Raw genomic sequence first — 18023 nt, 5'->3', positions numbered from 1 at the left:
TTTACGCCCGGACTAAATCGTTATGATATCCCTGCCCCCGGCTTCCATCAAATCGAAAAATTTAACGGAGAAAGAGCCACACATATTATTTTAAAAAAATAACATAACACCCTAAACAGACAGTATGGACAACGCCAATCAGCGTATCGCAAAAATGACATTTGCCTCCGTCTATCCGTTGTATCTCGCAAAAGTGGAAAGGAAAGGCAGAACAAAAGAAGAATTGCATCAGGTGATAACCTGGCTGACCGGCTTCGACAATAAAAAGCTGCAGGAGCTGATAAAAGAAAATGTAACCTTCGCTGCATTCTTCCAACAGGCTTCGCTGAATCCCAACGTAAACCTCATCACAGGCGTCATCTGCGGATACCGTGTGGAGGACATCGAAGATCCTTTAACGCAACAGGTCAGGTATTTGGATAAGCTGGTAGATGAATTGGCGAAAGGCAGAAAGATGGAGAAAATTTTGCGCGGCCAGCAATAAAAGCTACCTGTTTTCGCAAGCCATTAAAATTGATATCCCAAACATCGCCTTTGGAAATTTTATTTCCCAGGTTATATATATTTATTATTATTGTCGGAGCTACATTTTACCGATCCAACCGCTATACTCAAATTATCTTTTCACTTAAAGGTGAGCACTTGCCAATGAGCATCAATTACACACAAAACAATCCGGATGGCGTACCTCCTGATAATCCACGGTTCGACAAAGCTGCCTTTAAGGAGTTATTTAAGCAACATTATCCACCTCTTTGTGTTTACTGTAAGTTGAAATATGGCTTCGACATTCATGCAGCAGAGGAGATTGTTCATTCAGGTTTCATCAAACTTTGGGAAATCCGCCAAACGCTTGCCCCTGACATATCTCCAATATCTTATCTGTATAAAATTGTTAACAATCTCAGTTTAAATACGCTCAGGCATGAAAAAGTAAAGCAACAGTATGCAGTCCATCTGTTGAGAACAACTTCTGAAGATATTGCTGAAACGGACTTTAACAGTATTGATTTAAAGCAGCTAAGTTCCGCTATAGACGCTGCTATTGCAGAACTCCCTGAACAGATGCGCATCATATTTGAACTCAGAAAATCTGAAGGGTTAAAGTACGCGGAAATAGCCAGCCGGTTAAATATATCTGTAAAAACAGTGGACACCCAGATAAGCAGGGCTATGATCAAATTGAAGGAAAAGCTGTCGAAGTTTCTCCTCTTTATTATTGTATTGATTTTCAGCCTCTTGCTAAAAAAGTAAAAATATTTTTTTTCCGTTTGTAGGGAAGAATTCATCATCAGGTGTATAAATAATATAGCGCACATGGAACATAATAATCAATATGACGAGCTTTTAGTCAGATACTTGTTTAATGAGGAAACTGCTGAGGAGAAAGTATTTGTTGAAAACTGGCTCAATGCAAGTGAAGAGAACCAGCGCTACTTTAATCATTTGAAAAAAGTCTGGCAACTTACGGAGCTAAAGCACGACTTAACATATCTGGTGGATGAAACGAAACTGGAAGATAAGTGGAATCGCTTGGAACAAAATTTCCCGGAGGTGGAAGTCCGGGAAATTTCCAAGCCTGTCAACATGTGGCTTGCAGCAGCTGTGGCAGCATCCATCCTTTTAGTAATTGGTGTAGGTTGGCTGCTTTCCCGCAACAACAACGCAGACAGGCCTATTGCCGGGCATATTCCGGAAAAGACAGAAAGCGTAAGGTTCGTTGTGCGGCATGAAGTGAATACAACAGGTAAAGAAAAAAGAATTCAGCTGGCAGATGGCTCTTTGATTGTTTTGGCGAACAACAGCGAAGTAACTTACCGGGACCCGTTTACGGATAAGCGGGACATATCACTGACGGGTAAAGCGTACTTCAAAGTAGCGCACGACAAGGCAAAACCTTTTACCGTAACCAGTGGTGACATTTCAACTACTGCATTGGGAACTGAATTTACCGTTACTTCCTTTGGCAATTCCAACCAGGTGATAGTTCGTTTATATAAAGGTAAAGTGGTAGTGAAGCCTGTAGATACATCGAACAGTAAAATGGAAGAAGATGTGTACCTGTTACCAGGACAGTCGTTCGTTTACGGCAATCAAAACGCCGCCAATGTGAAGTCATTTAAATTAAACAACAAGGCTGCTCCCGAGCAAATCATCAATGATGAATTGTCTGATGATAAGCCTTCCCTGCCTGAAAACACAGAGGGTTCGTGGTACCAGTTCAACAATCAATTGCTGTCAGAAGTGTTTGATCACCTGTCGCAGCTATTCAATGTGCAAATAGTGTATAAGAAGAAGGATATTCAAAACATATATTTTACAGCCAAATACAATAGAACAGATTCTTTAGAGAACATTTTAAAAGAAATTGCCATCCTTCACAACTTAACGATCACCAAAAAGGATAGCGTTTTCATCATCAGCAAGTAGAATCATAACACGTTAATAATTGCATCCTGCAGGATGAGCCTTCAGTCATACTGATACAGACCTTTACTTTTTATTAAAACAAATTCCACATGAAATTTGAACTGCTTAAATTCAGGGCTGTTCTGGTAGCTCTTCTATTGCTTATACAAATCCTTCCGCCATTCTATGCAAAGGCACAGGAAGGTACCAATTTAGTGAAAGGTATTGTGCATGGCGCAGATAACGAACCTCTTGCAGGCGTGTCAGTTATTATTCGCAACAACAAAACAAACTTTACATCCGGCACCAAAAGTGATACCGCTGGCGTATTCACCTTTTCCGGCGTGCCTGCCGGTGGTCCTTACAGTTTTTCTGTTACCATGATTGGCTATGAGTCGCAAAAATTATCTGGTTATACCCTAAAAGGAGGCGCCACATTTTCTTTGGTTGTTGACATGAAGCCATCGGCTACAGGCCTGGGAGAAGTGGTCGTTACCGGCGTGTTCGATAAACGGAAAAAGATGGAAGCCTCAGTAGCGATAAGCACCATTTCCGCAGCCCAGGCATCCAAACTGGCACTGGTAAGCGCATCCGACATCCTTAAAAATGTTCCGGGTGTTTATGTCAACTCCTCCCTGGGAGAGGTTCGTAACACGGTTTACTCCCGTGGCGTATCGGTAGGTTCCAATGATGGCGCTTCAGGGTATTATTATGTGAGTATGCAGGAAGATGGTTTGCCGGTATCCAATATAACATGCAGCAATTTTGGCCCCGACTACTTTCTCCGTGCCGATGCCACCGTGGGCCGGCTGGAAGCCGTCCGGGGCGGCACCGCATCCATTCTGGGCGCAAACGCACCGGGCGGTATCTTCAACTATATCACAAAAGAAGGCGGCGATAAAACACAGGGAGAAGTTGTCGCTAAATACGGCCTGGAAGGAAACGGCAAGAATAGCTTCTATCGTACAGACCTTAATGTTGGCGGTCCCCTTGGCAAAAACTGGTTCTGGAATGCCGGTGGTTTTTACCGCTACGCAGAAGGCGCCAGATATCCCGGCTACCCGATGAACAATGGAGGACAATTCCGTGGCAACCTCGTAAAAAAATATTCATCAGGGTCACTGAAATTCTACGCGAAATATTTAAACGACCACAACGGATGGTTTGAATTTACACCAACGCTTGGTTTTACAAATCCTAAACCGGCGCCGGGTTTTTCAGAAAATTCAAATGTGCTGATGCCCTCCATTCAGCAAAATTTCAGTATCAATCAAACCGGCCAAAACGCTATATACAACAACAAGGACCTGATTCACTCAACAGATAAATCTGCGGGATTTAACTGGGAACAGCGGTTTGGTGATGGCTGGACATTTAGTAATGCGATGCGTTACTCCGATAAAAGCACCATCTGGAATACCAACGGCTCGGTTTATCCGATACAACTGACTGATCAGGCGATCTATACCCGCATGAATACCATCGGGCAACCGGGTACTTATCACATCCGTGATCTGAAAAACGGCCGGGACCTGGCAACGGTAGAAACTTTGGACGGGCGTAAATTTACGGTAACCCAGAGTAACCTGCCAGGCGGTGAGGTGGTTCCTAATTCTTTGTTCTATGAACCGCTCCTGTTTGTGAGCAATAAAGCAAAAGAATATCTCGACCAGTTTTCTTTAACCAAAAAACTGGAAAACATGAGCTTCACACTCGGTGGTTTTTTGGGTTCCACAAAACTGGACAGGCTTAACGGACGGCTGGGCTTTGCGCTGGGCACGGTAGAAGCTCAACCACAGATAATAGGTATTACACGTACCAATCCTGATGGTACCACAGCCCTGGTAACAAATTCAAATGGCGTTATGACCGTAAACAGGGTCGGCCAAACAATTAATCATGTTACCCAAAACCAACTGGCGCTATTTTTCGGGCATAACTGGCAAATAACGCCGGCATTAAATCTCGATTGGGGAGTGCGTTACGAAACAGTGCGCGTGAAAGGCTACAACAGCCCTTCCGTTGCTAACCAGGATACGGCCGGCGGTATAGATAAAAACCCGCTCACCTTGTACGATAATGCTTACGCCACTACCCCATCCACCTTCAACTTCAACAACAGCTTAAATACTTTCTCTTATTCGGCGGGCCTGAATTATAAAATTAATACTCACTTCTCCGTTTACGGGCGTTATTCACAGGGTAATAAAGCACCTGATCTTGATTTGTATATCAATGCTACCAGCGATTTTCTTGTAAAAACATTAGATCCGCAGGCGCAGAAGGTAAGCCAGTTTGAACTCGGCATAAAAGCAAAAACAGGTAACCTGAGTTTATTTGTGACACCCTTTTACAGTGTGCTGAGCCATGTGCCCAACCTGCAAACATTTCAAAATACGGATCAGACCAGCTACAATCCATTACCGGTATACAATAAATACAGAACTTATGGCGTAGAAGTGGAAGCGGATTATGGCTTTGCAAAGCATTTCAATATTCACGGTGTAATTACACTGCAAAGGTCAAAAGCCCTGGACTTCAAAACATGGCTGGCAAACAATCCAGGCCCGCAGGATGATTCACTGGTCACTACCTTCTCCGGAAACGAAACGGATAACATCGCGAGAAGTATGATCAATATTACGCCTTCTTACAACCTGGATAAATTCTACGCACAGTTCACCTGGTCATATATGGGGAAACGCCAGGCAAATGTGGCCAATGCTTTTCTGCTGCCATCATTCAGCCAGTTCAATTTTAGCGCCGGTTATGATGTCTCTAAAAGCTTCCGGTTAAGTTTTATTGTCAACAATATCTTCAATACTTACGGTGTAATGAGTTGGAGCCGGCCGGGTTCATTCAACGAAGCGCTCGACAGGCAGGGATTTACCAAGCAGATGTATGAAGACGCGGTGAAGAGTAACCGCCCTTACTCAACCGTTGCCATTGCGCCAAGAGCATATTTCATGACAGCGGCATTTAAATTCTAGTTTAAATAATTACAAATGCACGAATGAGGTATTCGTGCATTTGTAATATCCGTTAATTTTAAACTTCATTTCGTGCACAGGACAAGCGTATTTCTAGTGCTTCTTTTCCTTTTTGTTAAAGGAAATGCGCAACAGGTAAACAACGATATCCTCCGTAAAAATTTTATTACCCCGCCAGATGAAGCAAAGCCACGTGTGTGGTGGCACTGGATGAATGGCAACATTAGTAAAGATGGCATCCGAAAAGACCTGGAATGGATGCATCGGGTGGGTATTGGCGGCTTTCATAATTTTGAAGTGGAACTGGGCCGCTCGGAGAAGTCCCAGATAGTTGATAAACCGCTTGTTTATATGACGCCGGAGTGGGTCGACGCTTTCAGATTCGCCACTACACTTGCTGATTCCCTCAAATTAGAAATGACAATCGCCGCTTCGCCGGGATTCAGTGAAACCGGCGGTCCCTGGGTAAAGCCGGAAGACGGGATGAAAAAAATAGTGTGGACGGAAGTCCGTGTAAAAGGCGGAGCCACCGGTATTAAAATAGCGCCTGCACCGGGTATTACCGGTCCTTTTCAAAATATTCCCGTTCAGCCTTATGGTGAACGGAAGACTGACATCTCCAAAAATATAATATTTTATAAAGATGTGGCAGTACTTGCCTGCAAAGTGCCGCAAGCCGACAAATCATTAAGTGACTTAGGCGCGGTGGTAACGTCGGGCAGTAACAACTTTACCTTATCTCAACTTACCGATGGCGATTTAAATACAAGCATTCTTTTACCGAAAGACACGGTGAAAGGATATGCATGGATACAATTTGCCTTTCCGCAACCGCAAACGATTAAAGCGGTCAGCATGGTTGGCGGTGGCAACCCCGGCATGTACGGTCAGGGGGCAGACCCCGCAGATGGCCGCGCATTGGAAGCAAGCGACGACGGCGTGAATTACCGGTTGATCACCTATATTCCACCTGGCGCCATTTTACAGCAAACCATCCCCGTGCCTGCAACAACGGCAAAATACTTTCGCATTACCGTGAAAAACCCACCGCCTCCCTTTAACCGAGCCGCCACTATGGGACTCGCCGACAAGAGCAAAAAAAATACAGGCGGCACCGAAATTGCAGAAATCGTTCTCTATACTGCCGACCGGGTAAACAGGTTTGAAGAAAAATCGGCGTTTGCACCGGCGGGTAATTTATTGGATCTCAAAAAAACTGCTGAAACCAGTGATACAGTAGATGAGGTGATTAATATTACGGATAAGCTGCGTGCAGATGGAACACTGAACTGGACGGCCCCACAGGGAGGCGAATGGAGAATTATCCGCTTCGGGTATTCATTGCTGGGCACAATAAACCACCCGGCCTCCTACCCCGCAACAGGACTGGAGGTAGATAAGCTGGACCCGGTTGCCGTAAAAAAATACTTCACCACTTACCTGGATCAATATAAAAATGCCACCGGCAGCCTGATGGGCAGCAAAGGTGCGTTGCAATACCTTGTAACAGACAGCTGGGAAGCCGGCGCACAAAACTGGACGGCCAATCTTCCGGCGGAGTTTCAGCAACGCCGTGGCTACAGCATTATTCCCTGGCTGCCTGTACTAACAGGCGCCATCGTGAAAAGCGCTGATGCCAGCGAGGCGTTTCTGTTTGATTTCAGGAAAACATTGGGAGAAATGGTGGCCGCATATCATTATGATGCGCTGACCACTATTCTGGCGACATACGGCATAAAGCGCTATTCCGAATCGCATGAAGATGGACGCGCATTTATTGGGGATGGTATGGAGGTAAAAAGGACAGCGGCTATCCCTATGTCCGCGTTATGGACACCTAACCCTGTCATAAATCAAAACGATCAAACAAGATATACGATTGATATCCGGGAATCCGCATCGGTAGCGCATCTGTACGGACAAAACTTAGTAGCCGCGGAATCATTAACAGCCTTGGGGGTAGGCGGATCTGCGTGGGCATATTACCCCGGGAACTTAAAAGCAAGTGCAGACCTGGAACTGGCCAGTGGCGTAAACCGCTTTGTTATTCATTGTTCGCCCCACCAGCCGTCGGATACCAAGATTCCCGGACTTGGCCTTGGACCATTCGGCCAGTGGTATACGCGCCACGAAACATGGGCTGAGCAGGCAAAAGTATGGAACGATTATCTGGCCCGCAGCAGCTATTTATTACAGCAGGGCAGGTTTGCAGCTGATATTCTTTATTACTATGGAGAAGATAATAACATCACCAACCTCTTTGGGAGAAAGCCGCCGGTCATTCCGGAAGGATATGATTATGATTTCATCAATACAGATGCACTCATTCATCTTTTGTCGGTAAAAGACGGCAGATTAATTACGCCGGCCGGCATGAGCTACCGCGTGCTGGTGCTGGACAGCAGCGCTGTTAAAATGACGTTGTCTGCATTGCGTAAACTAAGGGAGCTGGTAAAATCCGGCGCCACTGTTACCGGTGTAAAACCAATAGCCACACCAAGTCTGGCTGATGACCCAAATGAATTTAATACCCTGGTAAATGAAATATGGACTTCCTCAAATTCAAACGTTTCCGCAAATAAATCTTTGAGAGAAGTCCTTTTTTCTTTAAATATTCCGCCTGATTTTGAGTATGCCAAACCGCAAAATAATTCACACCTGCTATATGTGCACCGCAAACTATCAGGCGGTGATATCTATTGGGTAAACAACCGGAACGACCGGAATGAAGCAGTAGAAGCAACATTCCGGATCAGCGGAAAAGTGCCACAGATCTGGCATCCGGAGACCGGAAGCATGGAACCGGCTTCTTACAAAATAGCAAACAACCGCACCACCGTGTCGTTGAAGCTGACACCAAATGATGCCGTGTTTGTGGTATTTCTGTCAGATACCAAAAAAAGTGCAGTCACCCTTCCTGTCAAAACTGAAAAGGAGATAACAACGGCAGATGGTTCCTGGACGGTAATGTTCCAGCCCAACCGCGGCGCTCCGGACAGCGCTACTTTTAACACACTGGCCTCTTACACGGAGAACGGCGATGCAGGTATCAAATACTTTTCCGGTACAGCCACCTATACAAAGCATATCAATCTCCGTTCAAACGCTTTCATGAAAGGAACACAATTGTGGTTAGACCTCGGCGATGTAAAGAACCTGGCAGAAGTTGTGGTCAATGGAAAACCGCTGGGTATAATATGGAAGAAGCCCTTTAGGATAGATGCAACCAGTGCTGTCAAAGCAGGAGATAATAAGCTGGAAATAAAGGTCACCAATCTTTGGGTGAACCGTTTGATCGGTGATGCACAACCTGGTGTTACAAACAGGATTACTTATACAACGCTTCCTTTTTACAGCGCCGCTTCGCCTTTGCAGCCATCGGGGTTGTTAGGGCCGGTAAAAGTAATTTCAATTCAATAAGAACTATCAATACGTAGAATAAAGAGGAATACAAAAAGAAAAAGGCTGGAGATCTCTCCGGCCTTTTCTTACTTCGTGCCGGTAGCGGACCATTGTCGAACCAAATATGTTTGATAATTACTAAGTTAGTTCGGGGGACGATAGTAATTACCAAAATGGCCAGAATTTCTTCCGGCCATGAGTAAAAAAGTACTTATCATAATTTTAATGATGATTAATTATCTTCAGAACGTAATTCCTTTATTTTTTTAATTCCTATTTCATCCATCCATTGTTCAAAGCCTGTTAGCTTTGGCATCCAAGATGATATAAATTTGTAATCGATAGGATCATAACCTTCTTTGTCGATCATTTCAACCAGTTTCGCAAATGTTTCACTTTGTTGATAAAGTACTTCTAAGGGTACTTGTACGAAATTGATTGGTTGGTTCAACTTCTCCTCCAATAACATTAAAACTTGTTTAGGTGTAAAAAGTTCACCTCCAAAATCAACTGTTTTACCATTGAATTCTTTATAATTCTGAAATATTATTCGGGCAAAAGTTCCAATATCACCGGTGGCTACCCAAGGGATTGCTTTTTCTTCAGGTAAGGGATTGATAAACTTACCCTCTCCCAATCCGAAACCTGGCAAAAGTAGATTTTCCATAAAGGAAGCAGGTCTAATTACTGCTCCTTGTAAATTGCTTTCTAATAAGTATTTTTCGATTGTAAATTTAAATTTTGGCCTAAATAAATCCTGTTTATCCGATCCAAGAACTGATGAATAAAGAACAAATTTAACGCCTTGTTCTTCTGCAAATTTGATTGCTTGTATTCCAATTTCTGCTTCTTTCTCATCCGTTTCTTTGCTGGAAATCCAGACAGGAGGAAGGACTAAAAAAAGCCCGTCGACTTTTTTAAATATGTTACTTAAACCTTCAAGATCTTCTAAATCGCCTTTCACCAAAATTGCTCCTGCGTTTTTTAAATTATCGGCTTTTGAAGATTGAGGATTTCGGGTAAGTGCAAATACTTCAAAATTGTTTTTTAGCAACTCATATACTGCGGCACTACCTTGCTTTCCAGTTGCACCGGTAACTAAGATTCTTTTCATTTTAATACTGTTTACAGCAAAATTACTTTCCTTATTTAGTAAATTTGTGGTTAGTAACCTTTAGGAAAGTATTATGGAAAAGAAAATAAAACCTTGTATAGAAAATGAAAAAATCTTAAAACAAAGATTTCTAGCATTGAGAGACACCTTGGATTTATTAAGTGGAAAATGGCGTTTCTGTATTCTTTTAAACTTACATTATTATGAGAAGTTGCGGTTTAAAGATTTCTTTGAAGTATCTAATGGTATTTCTCCGAAAGTACTAAGTTCTGAACTTACGACGTTGGAAGCTCATCAGCTAATCGAAAAAAATATTGAATATACCCCCACACAAGATATAACTTACTACCAATTAACTAAACACGCTCAAGAAATCTGGCATGTCTTGAATACTTTAATTGAATTTGGACTGTCCAATCGTAAAGAAGTGATCAAATCACTGCATCAGGATAAAAATTAGACATTTCCCTATTAAAGAAAATCTTCTATTCAGTATGTAGAATTCTGTTATTTAAGTATTAAAGTGATTATTTTGATAAGTTATACCAAAACGAACTTAAACGTTTCTTTAATTGGAGTAGGGAATTAAATATGTTTGATAAACCAAGGTAATGCAAACCGAATTTTCCCACCAGGGTAAAAAGCCCTACGGGGTGTGAGAGATATAGGATTTTTCCTTTACAGACTAGCTAAAATCCATGCGTAACATCATAATGCCCAAGTTTTCAACCTGATCCCCGGAATATCATTAAAATAGCAAACCCGCTCTACGAGCGGGTTTGCTATTTTAAGTGCCCAGAACTGGATTCGAACCAGCACACCCTTGCAGGCGCTGCGACCTGAACACAGTGCGTCTACCAATTTCGCCATCTGGGCAACTGATATTGTGTCAGGGCTGCAAATATAAGCAGCCATTTTATTTTTCCAAAATTTCACCGGGATATTTTTTCAGTCAACCACTACAACTCCCCTGAAAACCAGCCCGGTAAACAAATAACCCGCCGCTGTTGTTTAAATAACTATGACTTCTATCATCATCATACTCGTACTTATTGCGCTCAACTTTTATTTCTCCATTGCGGAGATTGGTTTAATTTCTGTCGACAAACCCCTGCTCCAGCAACAGGCGGACAACGGCAATAAAAAAGCCCTCAACGTACTAAACCTCATCAAAGACCCGGATGAATTCCTCAGCGCAGTACAGGTAGGCATCACGCTGGTGGGCATACTGGAAGGACTATACGGAGGCGATCTCATGGCTGCGTGGCTGGAACCAGTATTTGCTTCCTGGGGCCTGCATGAAAGCATGGCGCACCTCGTAGCGCTGATCGTTGGTGTAGGCAGCATCACCTACCTCACTATCGTTATCGGTGAGCTCATCCCCAAAACCCTTGCCCTGCTGAACCCGGAAAAAGTATCTTACCTGATCACCCCTTCGATGATCATCTTTTCAAAAATCACCTATCCTTTTATTAAACTGCTTACCGCCAGCACCAAGTTCATTCTCGGCCTCTTTTCCGTAAATACGATCCGCGAAGAAAAATTAACGGAAAACGATTTACGAAGTATGCTCACCGCCGCATACAAACAGGGACTGATAGATAAAGGGGAATTCACGCTGCACAAAAACCTGTTCTCCGCATACGACCTCACAGCGGAAAACATCATGACGCCGGCCAGCATGATCACCTACATCAATAATCAAATGAGCAGGGAGGTAATAACGGACACGATTAAACGCAGTATACACCGCACCTTCCCTGTGGTCAGCGATAAAAGGGAAGTGCTGGGCGCATTAGGTGCGAAGGAATTCCTGCTGTATCCCGATAAGCCGCTGGAAGCACTGCTCTCCCCCGTTTCTTTCCTGTCGGTGAACCAGGCCGTGTACGATATCTTCCAGCAGTTGCGCCGCGAAAACACGAATGTAGGCGTAGTGATCAACGAGTACGGCACCTGCGAAGGAATGATCTCCTATCATGATATCGTTTCCGGCTTACTCGGCGGCAGCCTGCCGGGATTCAACGCCACAGAGCGTTATCTCGTGCAGCAGGACGACAAAAGCTGGCTTACCTACGGCTATACACGGCTAAACTATATCCGCGAAACACTGAACTTCGAATGGCTCCGCGAATATGAAAAAGAAGATATAACCATCGCCGGCCTCCTCATCGATAAGCTGAAACATATCCCCGCTCCGGGCGAAAAAGTAATGCTCAACCAGGTAACTTTCGAAATAAAAAAAATGGATCACCACCGCATCGATGAAGTAATCATCCGTACGCAAACGCTTGCGCAATAATGCTTTTACTATAGTTTATCTACCATAACATGTCTATCTTGACACAAACAATCTGATGGTTATGGTAAGAAAAACCTGCCTGCTTGGACTACTGGTCTTGCAGGGCCTTATTTCCACTGCGCAAACACGAAAGCCAAATATTATTTTTATTTATGCAGATGACCTGGGTTATGCAGAAACAGGACCTTACGGGCAACAGAAAATAAAAACACCCCACCTCGACCGCCTCTCCGCGGAAGGCATCCACTTTAACCAGTTTTATACCAGCACACCCGTGTGCGCGCCTGCACGCTGTATGCTGCTTACCGGCCGCCATGGCGGACATTCGTATATCCGCGGGAATTATGAAATGGGCGGCTTCCCCGATTCACTGGAAGGGGGACAAATGCCCCTGCCGGAAGGTACCGTTACCATCGGCACCATGCTTCAAAAAGCCGGCTACACTACCGGCGCCATCGGTAAATGGGGACTGGGCATGCAATACAACACCGGCGATCCTAACCGCCAGGGCTTCGACTACTTCTATGGGTACCTCGATCAGAAACAATCCCACAGCTTCTATCCTACCCACCTCTGGGAAAACGGTAAAGCCGACAGTCTCGGGAATACTTTCATTGATGTACACAAGTCACTGTCGCCCGCCACTGCCACCGACGCCGATTTTGATTACTATAAAGGGAAAGATTATGCGATAGATGAAATGACAAAAAAAGCCACACAGTTTATCAGGAAAAATCAACAGCGCCCCTTCTTTCTCTATCTCCCCTACACCATACCACATGTGTCATTACAGGTGCCCGACAGCGCCCTGCAGCAATACCTCGGGCAGTTCAATGAAAAGCCCTACTACGGCCAGCAGGGCTACAGCCCGCAGAAATACCCGCTGTCGGCCTACGCGGCCATGATCACTTACCTGGATTCACAGGTGGGCATTATTATGAACTTAATTGCCAGTCTGGGGTTGGACAACAATACCATCATTATGTTTTCCAGCGATAATGGCACCACTTTTAACGGCGGCGTGGACGCTGCCTTCTTTAATAGCACCGGGGGGCTGAAAGGGCTTAAAATGGACCTTTACGAAGGTGGTATCCGAGAACCCTTCATAGCCCGCTGGCCAGGGAAAATACCGGCAGGGAAAACATCGGAGCTGCCGGCCGTTCAATACGACCTGATGGCCACCTTAGCCGCCATTGCCCGCATTCCCGCCCCACCAAACGATGGCATTTCACTGCTGCCGGAAATGACGGGCAAACATGCCCAACAAGCAGAAAGAAAATATCTCTATTTTGAATATCCCGAAAAAGGCGGCGCCATCGCTATCCGCATGGGAAAATGGAAAGCCATTAAAAACGGCCTGAAGAAAAATCCCGCCGCACCCTGGGAACTGTACGACCTCAGTACCGATAAAGCAGAAGCACACGATGTGGCGGCAGCACATACTGCCATGCTGCCGGTATTCAACGACATTGTAAAAAAAGAACACCGGAACGCACATATCAATGAATGGGAATTCATCAACCCAAAAACAAACAAAACGAAATAAAAAACACCACCGGTATGTTCAACGCGGTTGAACATACCGGCCATTCATTACTTGTTTTCCCACTTAAACCACTTCACCCCCAACACCACAAACACAATAGTATAAGCTGCAGACGCCAGTAATGCCCAGGTGGTATCCATACTCCAGCTGGCAGGATCAAGGCTCGCCGCCAGTACTTTCCTTACCACACCATAGGGCGACCAGATCACCAGCAGGGTTATCTTCTTACCCAACACACCAAACTCGCCGAACATGCCGATCATAATAAATATAAAATAAACAAGGCGGGTAGTGGAGTTAACCGTATCCGGGTTTTTGATGAGTCCCACTATAGCCTGCCCCATCCCCAGGTACACCAAACCTCCCACCATCGCCATCAGCAAACCCGCGATATAACCCACCGGCGAAACATAAATATGATCCACAAAATAACCCACCACAAACACAAGGATCGTCATCAGCAAAATCATCGCTATCTGTACGATCAGGCGGCTCATCATAATCGTCCATGCCGATACAGGGCCCACTCTCAAACGCTGAAACACGCCCCTGTCGCGGTCCCGGGCAATACTATTGGAATACCCCATTAACCCGATACTGGTCAGCCCGATCGTAATACAGGACGACAGCACAAACACGCCGCCCAGCTTATCCACCAGTCCCTTCCAGGACACTAAAATAACGAGCGACACCAACAACACCAGTCCGAACGACCGGCGGTTGCGCCACAGCGTTGTAAAATCGGCCCGCAACAAAGCAGTCATCACCGTCATATTTTTTGGTACACTTGTTTCCATCCGTAATATTTTGATCAGGAACGTACAGCCGTTCCGGTTAAACCAATAAACACATCTTCCAAAGTAACTTTCCCCTTCCTCACTACGCTCAGCACCGCCGGATCATCCCGGTGCCGTGCGATCAGCGCCTCCGGCGTATCTATGGCGATAATGCGGCCATGGTCAATGATCGCAATACGGTCGCATACCGCTTCCGCTTCTTCCATAGAATGAGTGGTGAGTAATACCGCATGACCGTTGTCGCGGAAGTACTCCATCCTTTCCCATAACTGGCGCCGCGACTGCGGATCCAACCCTGTTGTAGGTTCATCCAGCAATACCAGCTGCGGGTTGTGAATAGTGGAAATCACCAGTGATACGCGTTGCTGCTGTCCGCCCGAAAGCTGCGATATCTTCTTTCCGGCCGAGGCTTCAAGATTGATCTCCGCCAGCTTTTGCTTCACCGCATCATCCTTTAAGTTTACGCCATAAATACTGGCAAACAACCGGATGATTTCAGAAATAGTCAGCTCGGGCTGAAAACTGGTGGCCTGCAATTGTACGCCCATATTGGCACGCGCATGCAATGGCTTCTCCCTGATATCAAAACCTGCTACGGTAATGCTGCCGGAAGCAGGATGCAGCAAGCCCTCAATAGCGCTGAGTGTACTGGTTTTGCCGGCGCCATTGGGGCCCAGCAAACCGAAAATTTCACCGGCATGCACCTCAAAGGAAACATCCTTCACTGCCTGGAGAGCGCCATACTGCACGCTCAGCTGGTTCACAGCCAAAACGGGAGCAGCGGCCTGTTGTTGATTGATCATCTGATCACATTTAGTTTAAACGTACAGCCGAAAATACAACAACCCGGTTGATCACCACAGCTAAACCGGTGAATGCCACCCGAAAGGCGGTAAACAGCGGAGATAAAACGGTGAAAGCCAATTGTCCGGAATTGAAATCAGTTGTTCAGAACCGGACAATGAAGCAGCAATAAAAACATTGAATCTGAGTACCTTACATTTCTGACCTGCTTTTTGCAGTGGCATAACCACTATGATAAACAGCTACCTGAAAACAGCCTTTCGCAGCATCACCCGGAAGAAAACTTTCACCATCCTGAATATAGCGGGCCTGTCTGCCGGCATCGCCGCTGCATTGATCATTTTTCTCGTCATTAGTTATGAACGCAGCTTCGACACCTGGCATACCCACACAAACACGATTTACCGTGTTACCACCGACGTGATGAACCGCAGTAACGGAGAAGTGATAGAGCAGTTGAGTACTGTAAACTGGGAGCTCCCGGAAAAAATAAAAGCCGATTTTTCCGGCGTGGAAAAAGTCGGGCTTATTTCTTTCCAGGGAGGAGCGCAGATGTATGTTCCCGCTCCCGGCGCCACTGATGAAAAGCGTTTCAAACAAAATGACATCTTCTATACCTCGCCTGATTTCTACAGCATCTTTGATTATTCCTGGCTGGCCGGTAACGCGGAAGGCTTATCAGCCCCGAATACAGCGGTTATCTCAGAAAAAGTGGCAAAGGCCTATTTCGGGGACATCCATGCCGCCATCGGGCGCACTATCCAGATGTGGTCCTTCAGGGTGCCATTGCAGGTGACCGGCGTATTTAAAGACCTTCCCGCAAATACAGATCTCCCCGTACAAGTGGGTGTATCTTACAGCACCCTGAAAAAACTGGTGCCGGAAGATTTTACTGCGGGTACACAATGGGACGCCGTACCCGGTGGTTATGGTCAATGTTTTGTGCTGCTGAAAAAACCGGATAATGCCGCGGCCATCACAGCGGGCCTACCCGCCTTTGCCAAACGGTATTACAAGCCTCATAATACGCGGTTGCCCCAGCTAAAATTGCAGCCGCTGACTGCCATGCACCTGGATAAGCGCTATCCCAATTTCACCAATGCAACGCTGAGTACCAGGGAATTGTGGGCGCTTACGCTCATCGGCATTTTCCTCCTGATAGTAGCCTGTATCAACTTTATTAACCTGGCCACCGCCTTGTCTGTGAACAGGGCAAAGGAAATAGGCGTGAGAAAGGTACTTGGCAGTAACCGCCTGCAGCTGTTTTCACAATTCCTGTCGGAAACAGGTGTCATTACGTTGCTTTCCATTGCTGTAGCCATCGTTATTACCATCGTGGCACTGCCTTATGCGGGCAACCTGATCGACCGGCAGCTGCCATTGTCGTTACTTGCAACGCCACGCGTATGGGCCGCCATCCTGGCCTGCGGCATTGTGGTAACACTTTTATCCGGTTTTTATCCGGGCATGATCGTTTCCGGTTTCAACCCGGTAACAGCGCTAAAAAGCAAAATCAGTATTAAGTCAACCGGGGGCGTATCGCTTCGCCGCGGCCTGGTCGTATTCCAGTTTGTAGTTGCCCAGCTGCTGGTCATAGGAACACTGGTGGTGCTGAAGCAAATGGATTATGTAAGACACCAGTCGATGGGCTTTAACAAAGATGCTGTTGTAATGATCAACCTGCCCAGCGACAGTACTTTAAAATTAAAATACAATTATCTGAAAGCCAGTCTGGCTGCGCTGCCGGGCGTTACGAATGTCAGTTTCTGCGCAGATGCTCCCACTACCTACTGGATATTCATGCAGAATTTTTACTTTGATACCAACCCGGAAGGACAACCCTTCAAGATAGGCGCCAAAGCAGCAGACGCCGACTTCTACAAGACCTTCGACATTAAACTGAAAGCGGGCAGGCTTCCCTATCCCAGCGATACGTTGCATGAAATTACCGTGAACGAAACCACCGTAAAGAAACTGGGTTTATCCTCTCCCGAAAATATTCTCGGGAAGACGATCACCATCGATCATAAAAGTTATCCCGTGGTAGGTGTGGTGAACGACTTCAACAGCAAATCCCTGCATGAAGCCATTGTGCCCATGTTCATTGGATCCCAGGCAGCGGCTTATGAATATGTAGCTGTGCGGATGGATCCCGGAAAGGTAAGCACCACACTGAAATCGGTGCAGCAAACCTTCACCGGCATCTACCCTACTTACCTGTATGACCTTTTCTTTTTAGATGAGCGGATCAGGGATTTTTATGCGGCAGATGTTATTACGTCAAAGCTGTTCCAGTTATTTGCAGGCATTGCGATATTTATTTCCTGCCTGGGTTTATACGGACTGGTTTCTTTCATGGTCACCAACCGTACCCGGGAAGTGGGCATCCGTAAAGTGCTGGGCGCATCGGTTAACAATATCCTCTTCCTTTTCTCTAAAGAATTTATGCTGCTGATAGGTATCGCCTTTGTAATTGCCGCACCGCTGGGATATTTCTTTATGCAGGGCTGGCTGTCCGGGTTCTATTATCATACCGCCATTGGCGTTGGCGTATTTGCGGCCGCCATTATACTGTCGCTGATGATGGCATGGATCACCGTAGGTTACAAAGCGCTGAAAGCGGCCTTGTCGAACCCCGTAAAAAACCTGCGGGAAAACTAAA

12 protein-coding genes and 1 tRNA gene are annotated in these 18023 nt (G+C 45.7%); 9 read left to right on the top strand and 4 right to left on the bottom strand.

Annotation, left to right across the window (positions count from 1 at the left end):
• The first annotated feature begins 124 nt into the window (after window positions 1-124).
• The 5 genes from AB6805_RS15125 to AB6805_RS15105 all read left to right on the top strand — a co-directional run bounded on the left by AB6805_RS15125 (window position 125) and on the right by AB6805_RS15105 (window position 8819).
• Window positions 125-484, top strand: coding sequence for a DUF2200 domain-containing protein (locus tag AB6805_RS15125; protein ID WP_370910263.1), 360 nt, complete (start codon window positions 125-127; stop codon window positions 482-484).
• A 164-nt stretch (window positions 485-648) separates the two neighbouring features.
• Entirely contained in the window at window positions 649-1254 is a 606-nt protein-coding gene (locus AB6805_RS15120) for an RNA polymerase sigma-70 factor (RefSeq protein ID WP_370910262.1), read from the top strand.
• A 63-nt stretch (window positions 1255-1317) separates the two neighbouring features.
• Window positions 1318-2430, top strand: coding sequence for a FecR family protein (locus tag AB6805_RS15115; RefSeq protein WP_370910261.1), 1113 nt, complete (start codon window positions 1318-1320; stop codon window positions 2428-2430).
• Window positions 2431-2519: 89 nt separating this feature from the next.
• The gene (locus AB6805_RS15110; RefSeq protein WP_370910260.1) at window positions 2520-5399 is read left to right on the top strand and encodes a TonB-dependent receptor; all 2880 of its coding nucleotides are present in this window, start codon (window positions 2520-2522) and stop codon (window positions 5397-5399) included.
• Window positions 5400-5471: 72 nt separating this feature from the next.
• Window positions 5472-8819 carry a glycosyl hydrolase gene (locus AB6805_RS15105; RefSeq protein ID WP_370910259.1) on the top strand — a complete coding sequence of 1116 codons (3348 nt, stop codon included), beginning with the start codon at window positions 5472-5474 and terminating at the stop codon, window positions 8817-8819.
• Window positions 8820-9033: 214 nt separating this feature from the next.
• Here the strand turns inward: AB6805_RS15105 and AB6805_RS15100 are convergent, their stop codons facing one another.
• The gene (locus tag AB6805_RS15100) at window positions 9034-9915 is read right to left on the bottom strand and encodes an NmrA family NAD(P)-binding protein (protein ID WP_370910258.1); all 882 of its coding nucleotides are present in this window, start codon (window positions 9913-9915) and stop codon (window positions 9034-9036) included.
• Window positions 9916-9988: 73 nt separating this feature from the next.
• Between AB6805_RS15100 and AB6805_RS15095 the strand changes: the two genes are divergently transcribed.
• The gene (locus tag AB6805_RS15095; protein ID WP_370910257.1) at window positions 9989-10375 is read left to right on the top strand and encodes a winged helix-turn-helix transcriptional regulator; all 387 of its coding nucleotides are present in this window, start codon (window positions 9989-9991) and stop codon (window positions 10373-10375) included.
• A gap of 332 nt (window positions 10376-10707) precedes the next feature.
• Here AB6805_RS15095 and AB6805_RS15090 read toward each other — a convergent pair.
• Window positions 10708-10791 (bottom strand) — tRNA-Leu (locus tag AB6805_RS15090).
• 145 nt (window positions 10792-10936) lie between these two features.
• Here AB6805_RS15090 and AB6805_RS15085 point away from each other — a divergent pair.
• A complete protein-coding gene (locus AB6805_RS15085) occupies window positions 10937-12214 on the top strand; it encodes a hemolysin family protein (protein WP_370910256.1) in 1278 nt (425 codons plus the stop codon).
• 61 nt (window positions 12215-12275) lie between these two features.
• Window positions 12276-13760, top strand: coding sequence for an arylsulfatase (locus tag AB6805_RS15080; RefSeq protein ID WP_370910255.1), 1485 nt, complete (start codon window positions 12276-12278; stop codon window positions 13758-13760).
• Between the two features lie 47 nt (window positions 13761-13807).
• Here the strand turns inward: AB6805_RS15080 and AB6805_RS15075 are convergent, their stop codons facing one another.
• Both AB6805_RS15075 and AB6805_RS15070 read right to left on the bottom strand, forming a co-directional pair.
• The gene (locus AB6805_RS15075) at window positions 13808-14557 is read right to left on the bottom strand and encodes an ABC transporter permease (RefSeq protein ID WP_370910254.1); all 750 of its coding nucleotides are present in this window, start codon (window positions 14555-14557) and stop codon (window positions 13808-13810) included.
• A 14-nt stretch (window positions 14558-14571) separates the two neighbouring features.
• Window positions 14572-15360 (bottom strand): ABC transporter ATP-binding protein, encoded by a 789-nt coding sequence (locus tag AB6805_RS15070; RefSeq protein WP_370910253.1) that lies wholly within the window; start codon window positions 15358-15360, stop codon window positions 14572-14574.
• 232 nt (window positions 15361-15592) lie between these two features.
• On the opposite strand from AB6805_RS15070, the gene AB6805_RS15065 reads away from it, so the two are divergent.
• Entirely contained in the window at window positions 15593-18022 is a 2430-nt protein-coding gene (locus tag AB6805_RS15065) for an ABC transporter permease (protein WP_370910252.1), read from the top strand.
• Window position 18023 lies beyond the last annotated feature (1 nt).

The sequence above is a fragment of the Chitinophaga sp. RCC_12 genome (assembly GCF_041360695.1).
Taxonomy (GTDB): Bacteria; Bacteroidota; Bacteroidia; order Chitinophagales; family Chitinophagaceae; genus Chitinophaga.
This window is presented reverse-complemented; position numbering and strand designations above follow the sequence as displayed.

Excerpts from the sequence above, each read along its gene's own strand:
- AB6805_RS15110 (WP_370910260.1), top strand. The coding sequence starts at position 2,520 with ATGAAATTTGAACTGCTTAAATTCAGGGCTGTTCTGGTAGCTCTTCTA.
- AB6805_RS15070 (WP_370910253.1), bottom strand. The coding sequence starts at position 15,360 with ATGATCAATCAACAACAGGCCGCTGCTCCCGTTTTGGCTGTGAACCAG.
- AB6805_RS15125 (WP_370910263.1), top strand. The coding sequence starts at position 125 with ATGGACAACGCCAATCAGCGTATCGCAAAAATGACATTTGCCTCCGTC.
- AB6805_RS15120 (WP_370910262.1), top strand. The coding sequence starts at position 649 with ATGAGCATCAATTACACACAAAACAATCCGGATGGCGTACCTCCTGAT.
- AB6805_RS15075 (WP_370910254.1), bottom strand. The coding sequence starts at position 14,557 with ATGGAAACAAGTGTACCAAAAAATATGACGGTGATGACTGCTTTGTTG.
- AB6805_RS15100 (WP_370910258.1), bottom strand. The coding sequence starts at position 9,915 with ATGAAAAGAATCTTAGTTACCGGTGCAACTGGAAAGCAAGGTAGTGCC.
- AB6805_RS15065 (WP_370910252.1), top strand. The coding sequence starts at position 15,593 with ATGATAAACAGCTACCTGAAAACAGCCTTTCGCAGCATCACCCGGAAG.
- AB6805_RS15080 (WP_370910255.1), top strand. The coding sequence starts at position 12,276 with ATGGTAAGAAAAACCTGCCTGCTTGGACTACTGGTCTTGCAGGGCCTT.
- AB6805_RS15095 (WP_370910257.1), top strand. The coding sequence starts at position 9,989 with ATGGAAAAGAAAATAAAACCTTGTATAGAAAATGAAAAAATCTTAAAA.
- AB6805_RS15085 (WP_370910256.1), top strand. The coding sequence starts at position 10,937 with ATGACTTCTATCATCATCATACTCGTACTTATTGCGCTCAACTTTTAT.
- AB6805_RS15115 (WP_370910261.1), top strand. The coding sequence starts at position 1,318 with ATGGAACATAATAATCAATATGACGAGCTTTTAGTCAGATACTTGTTT.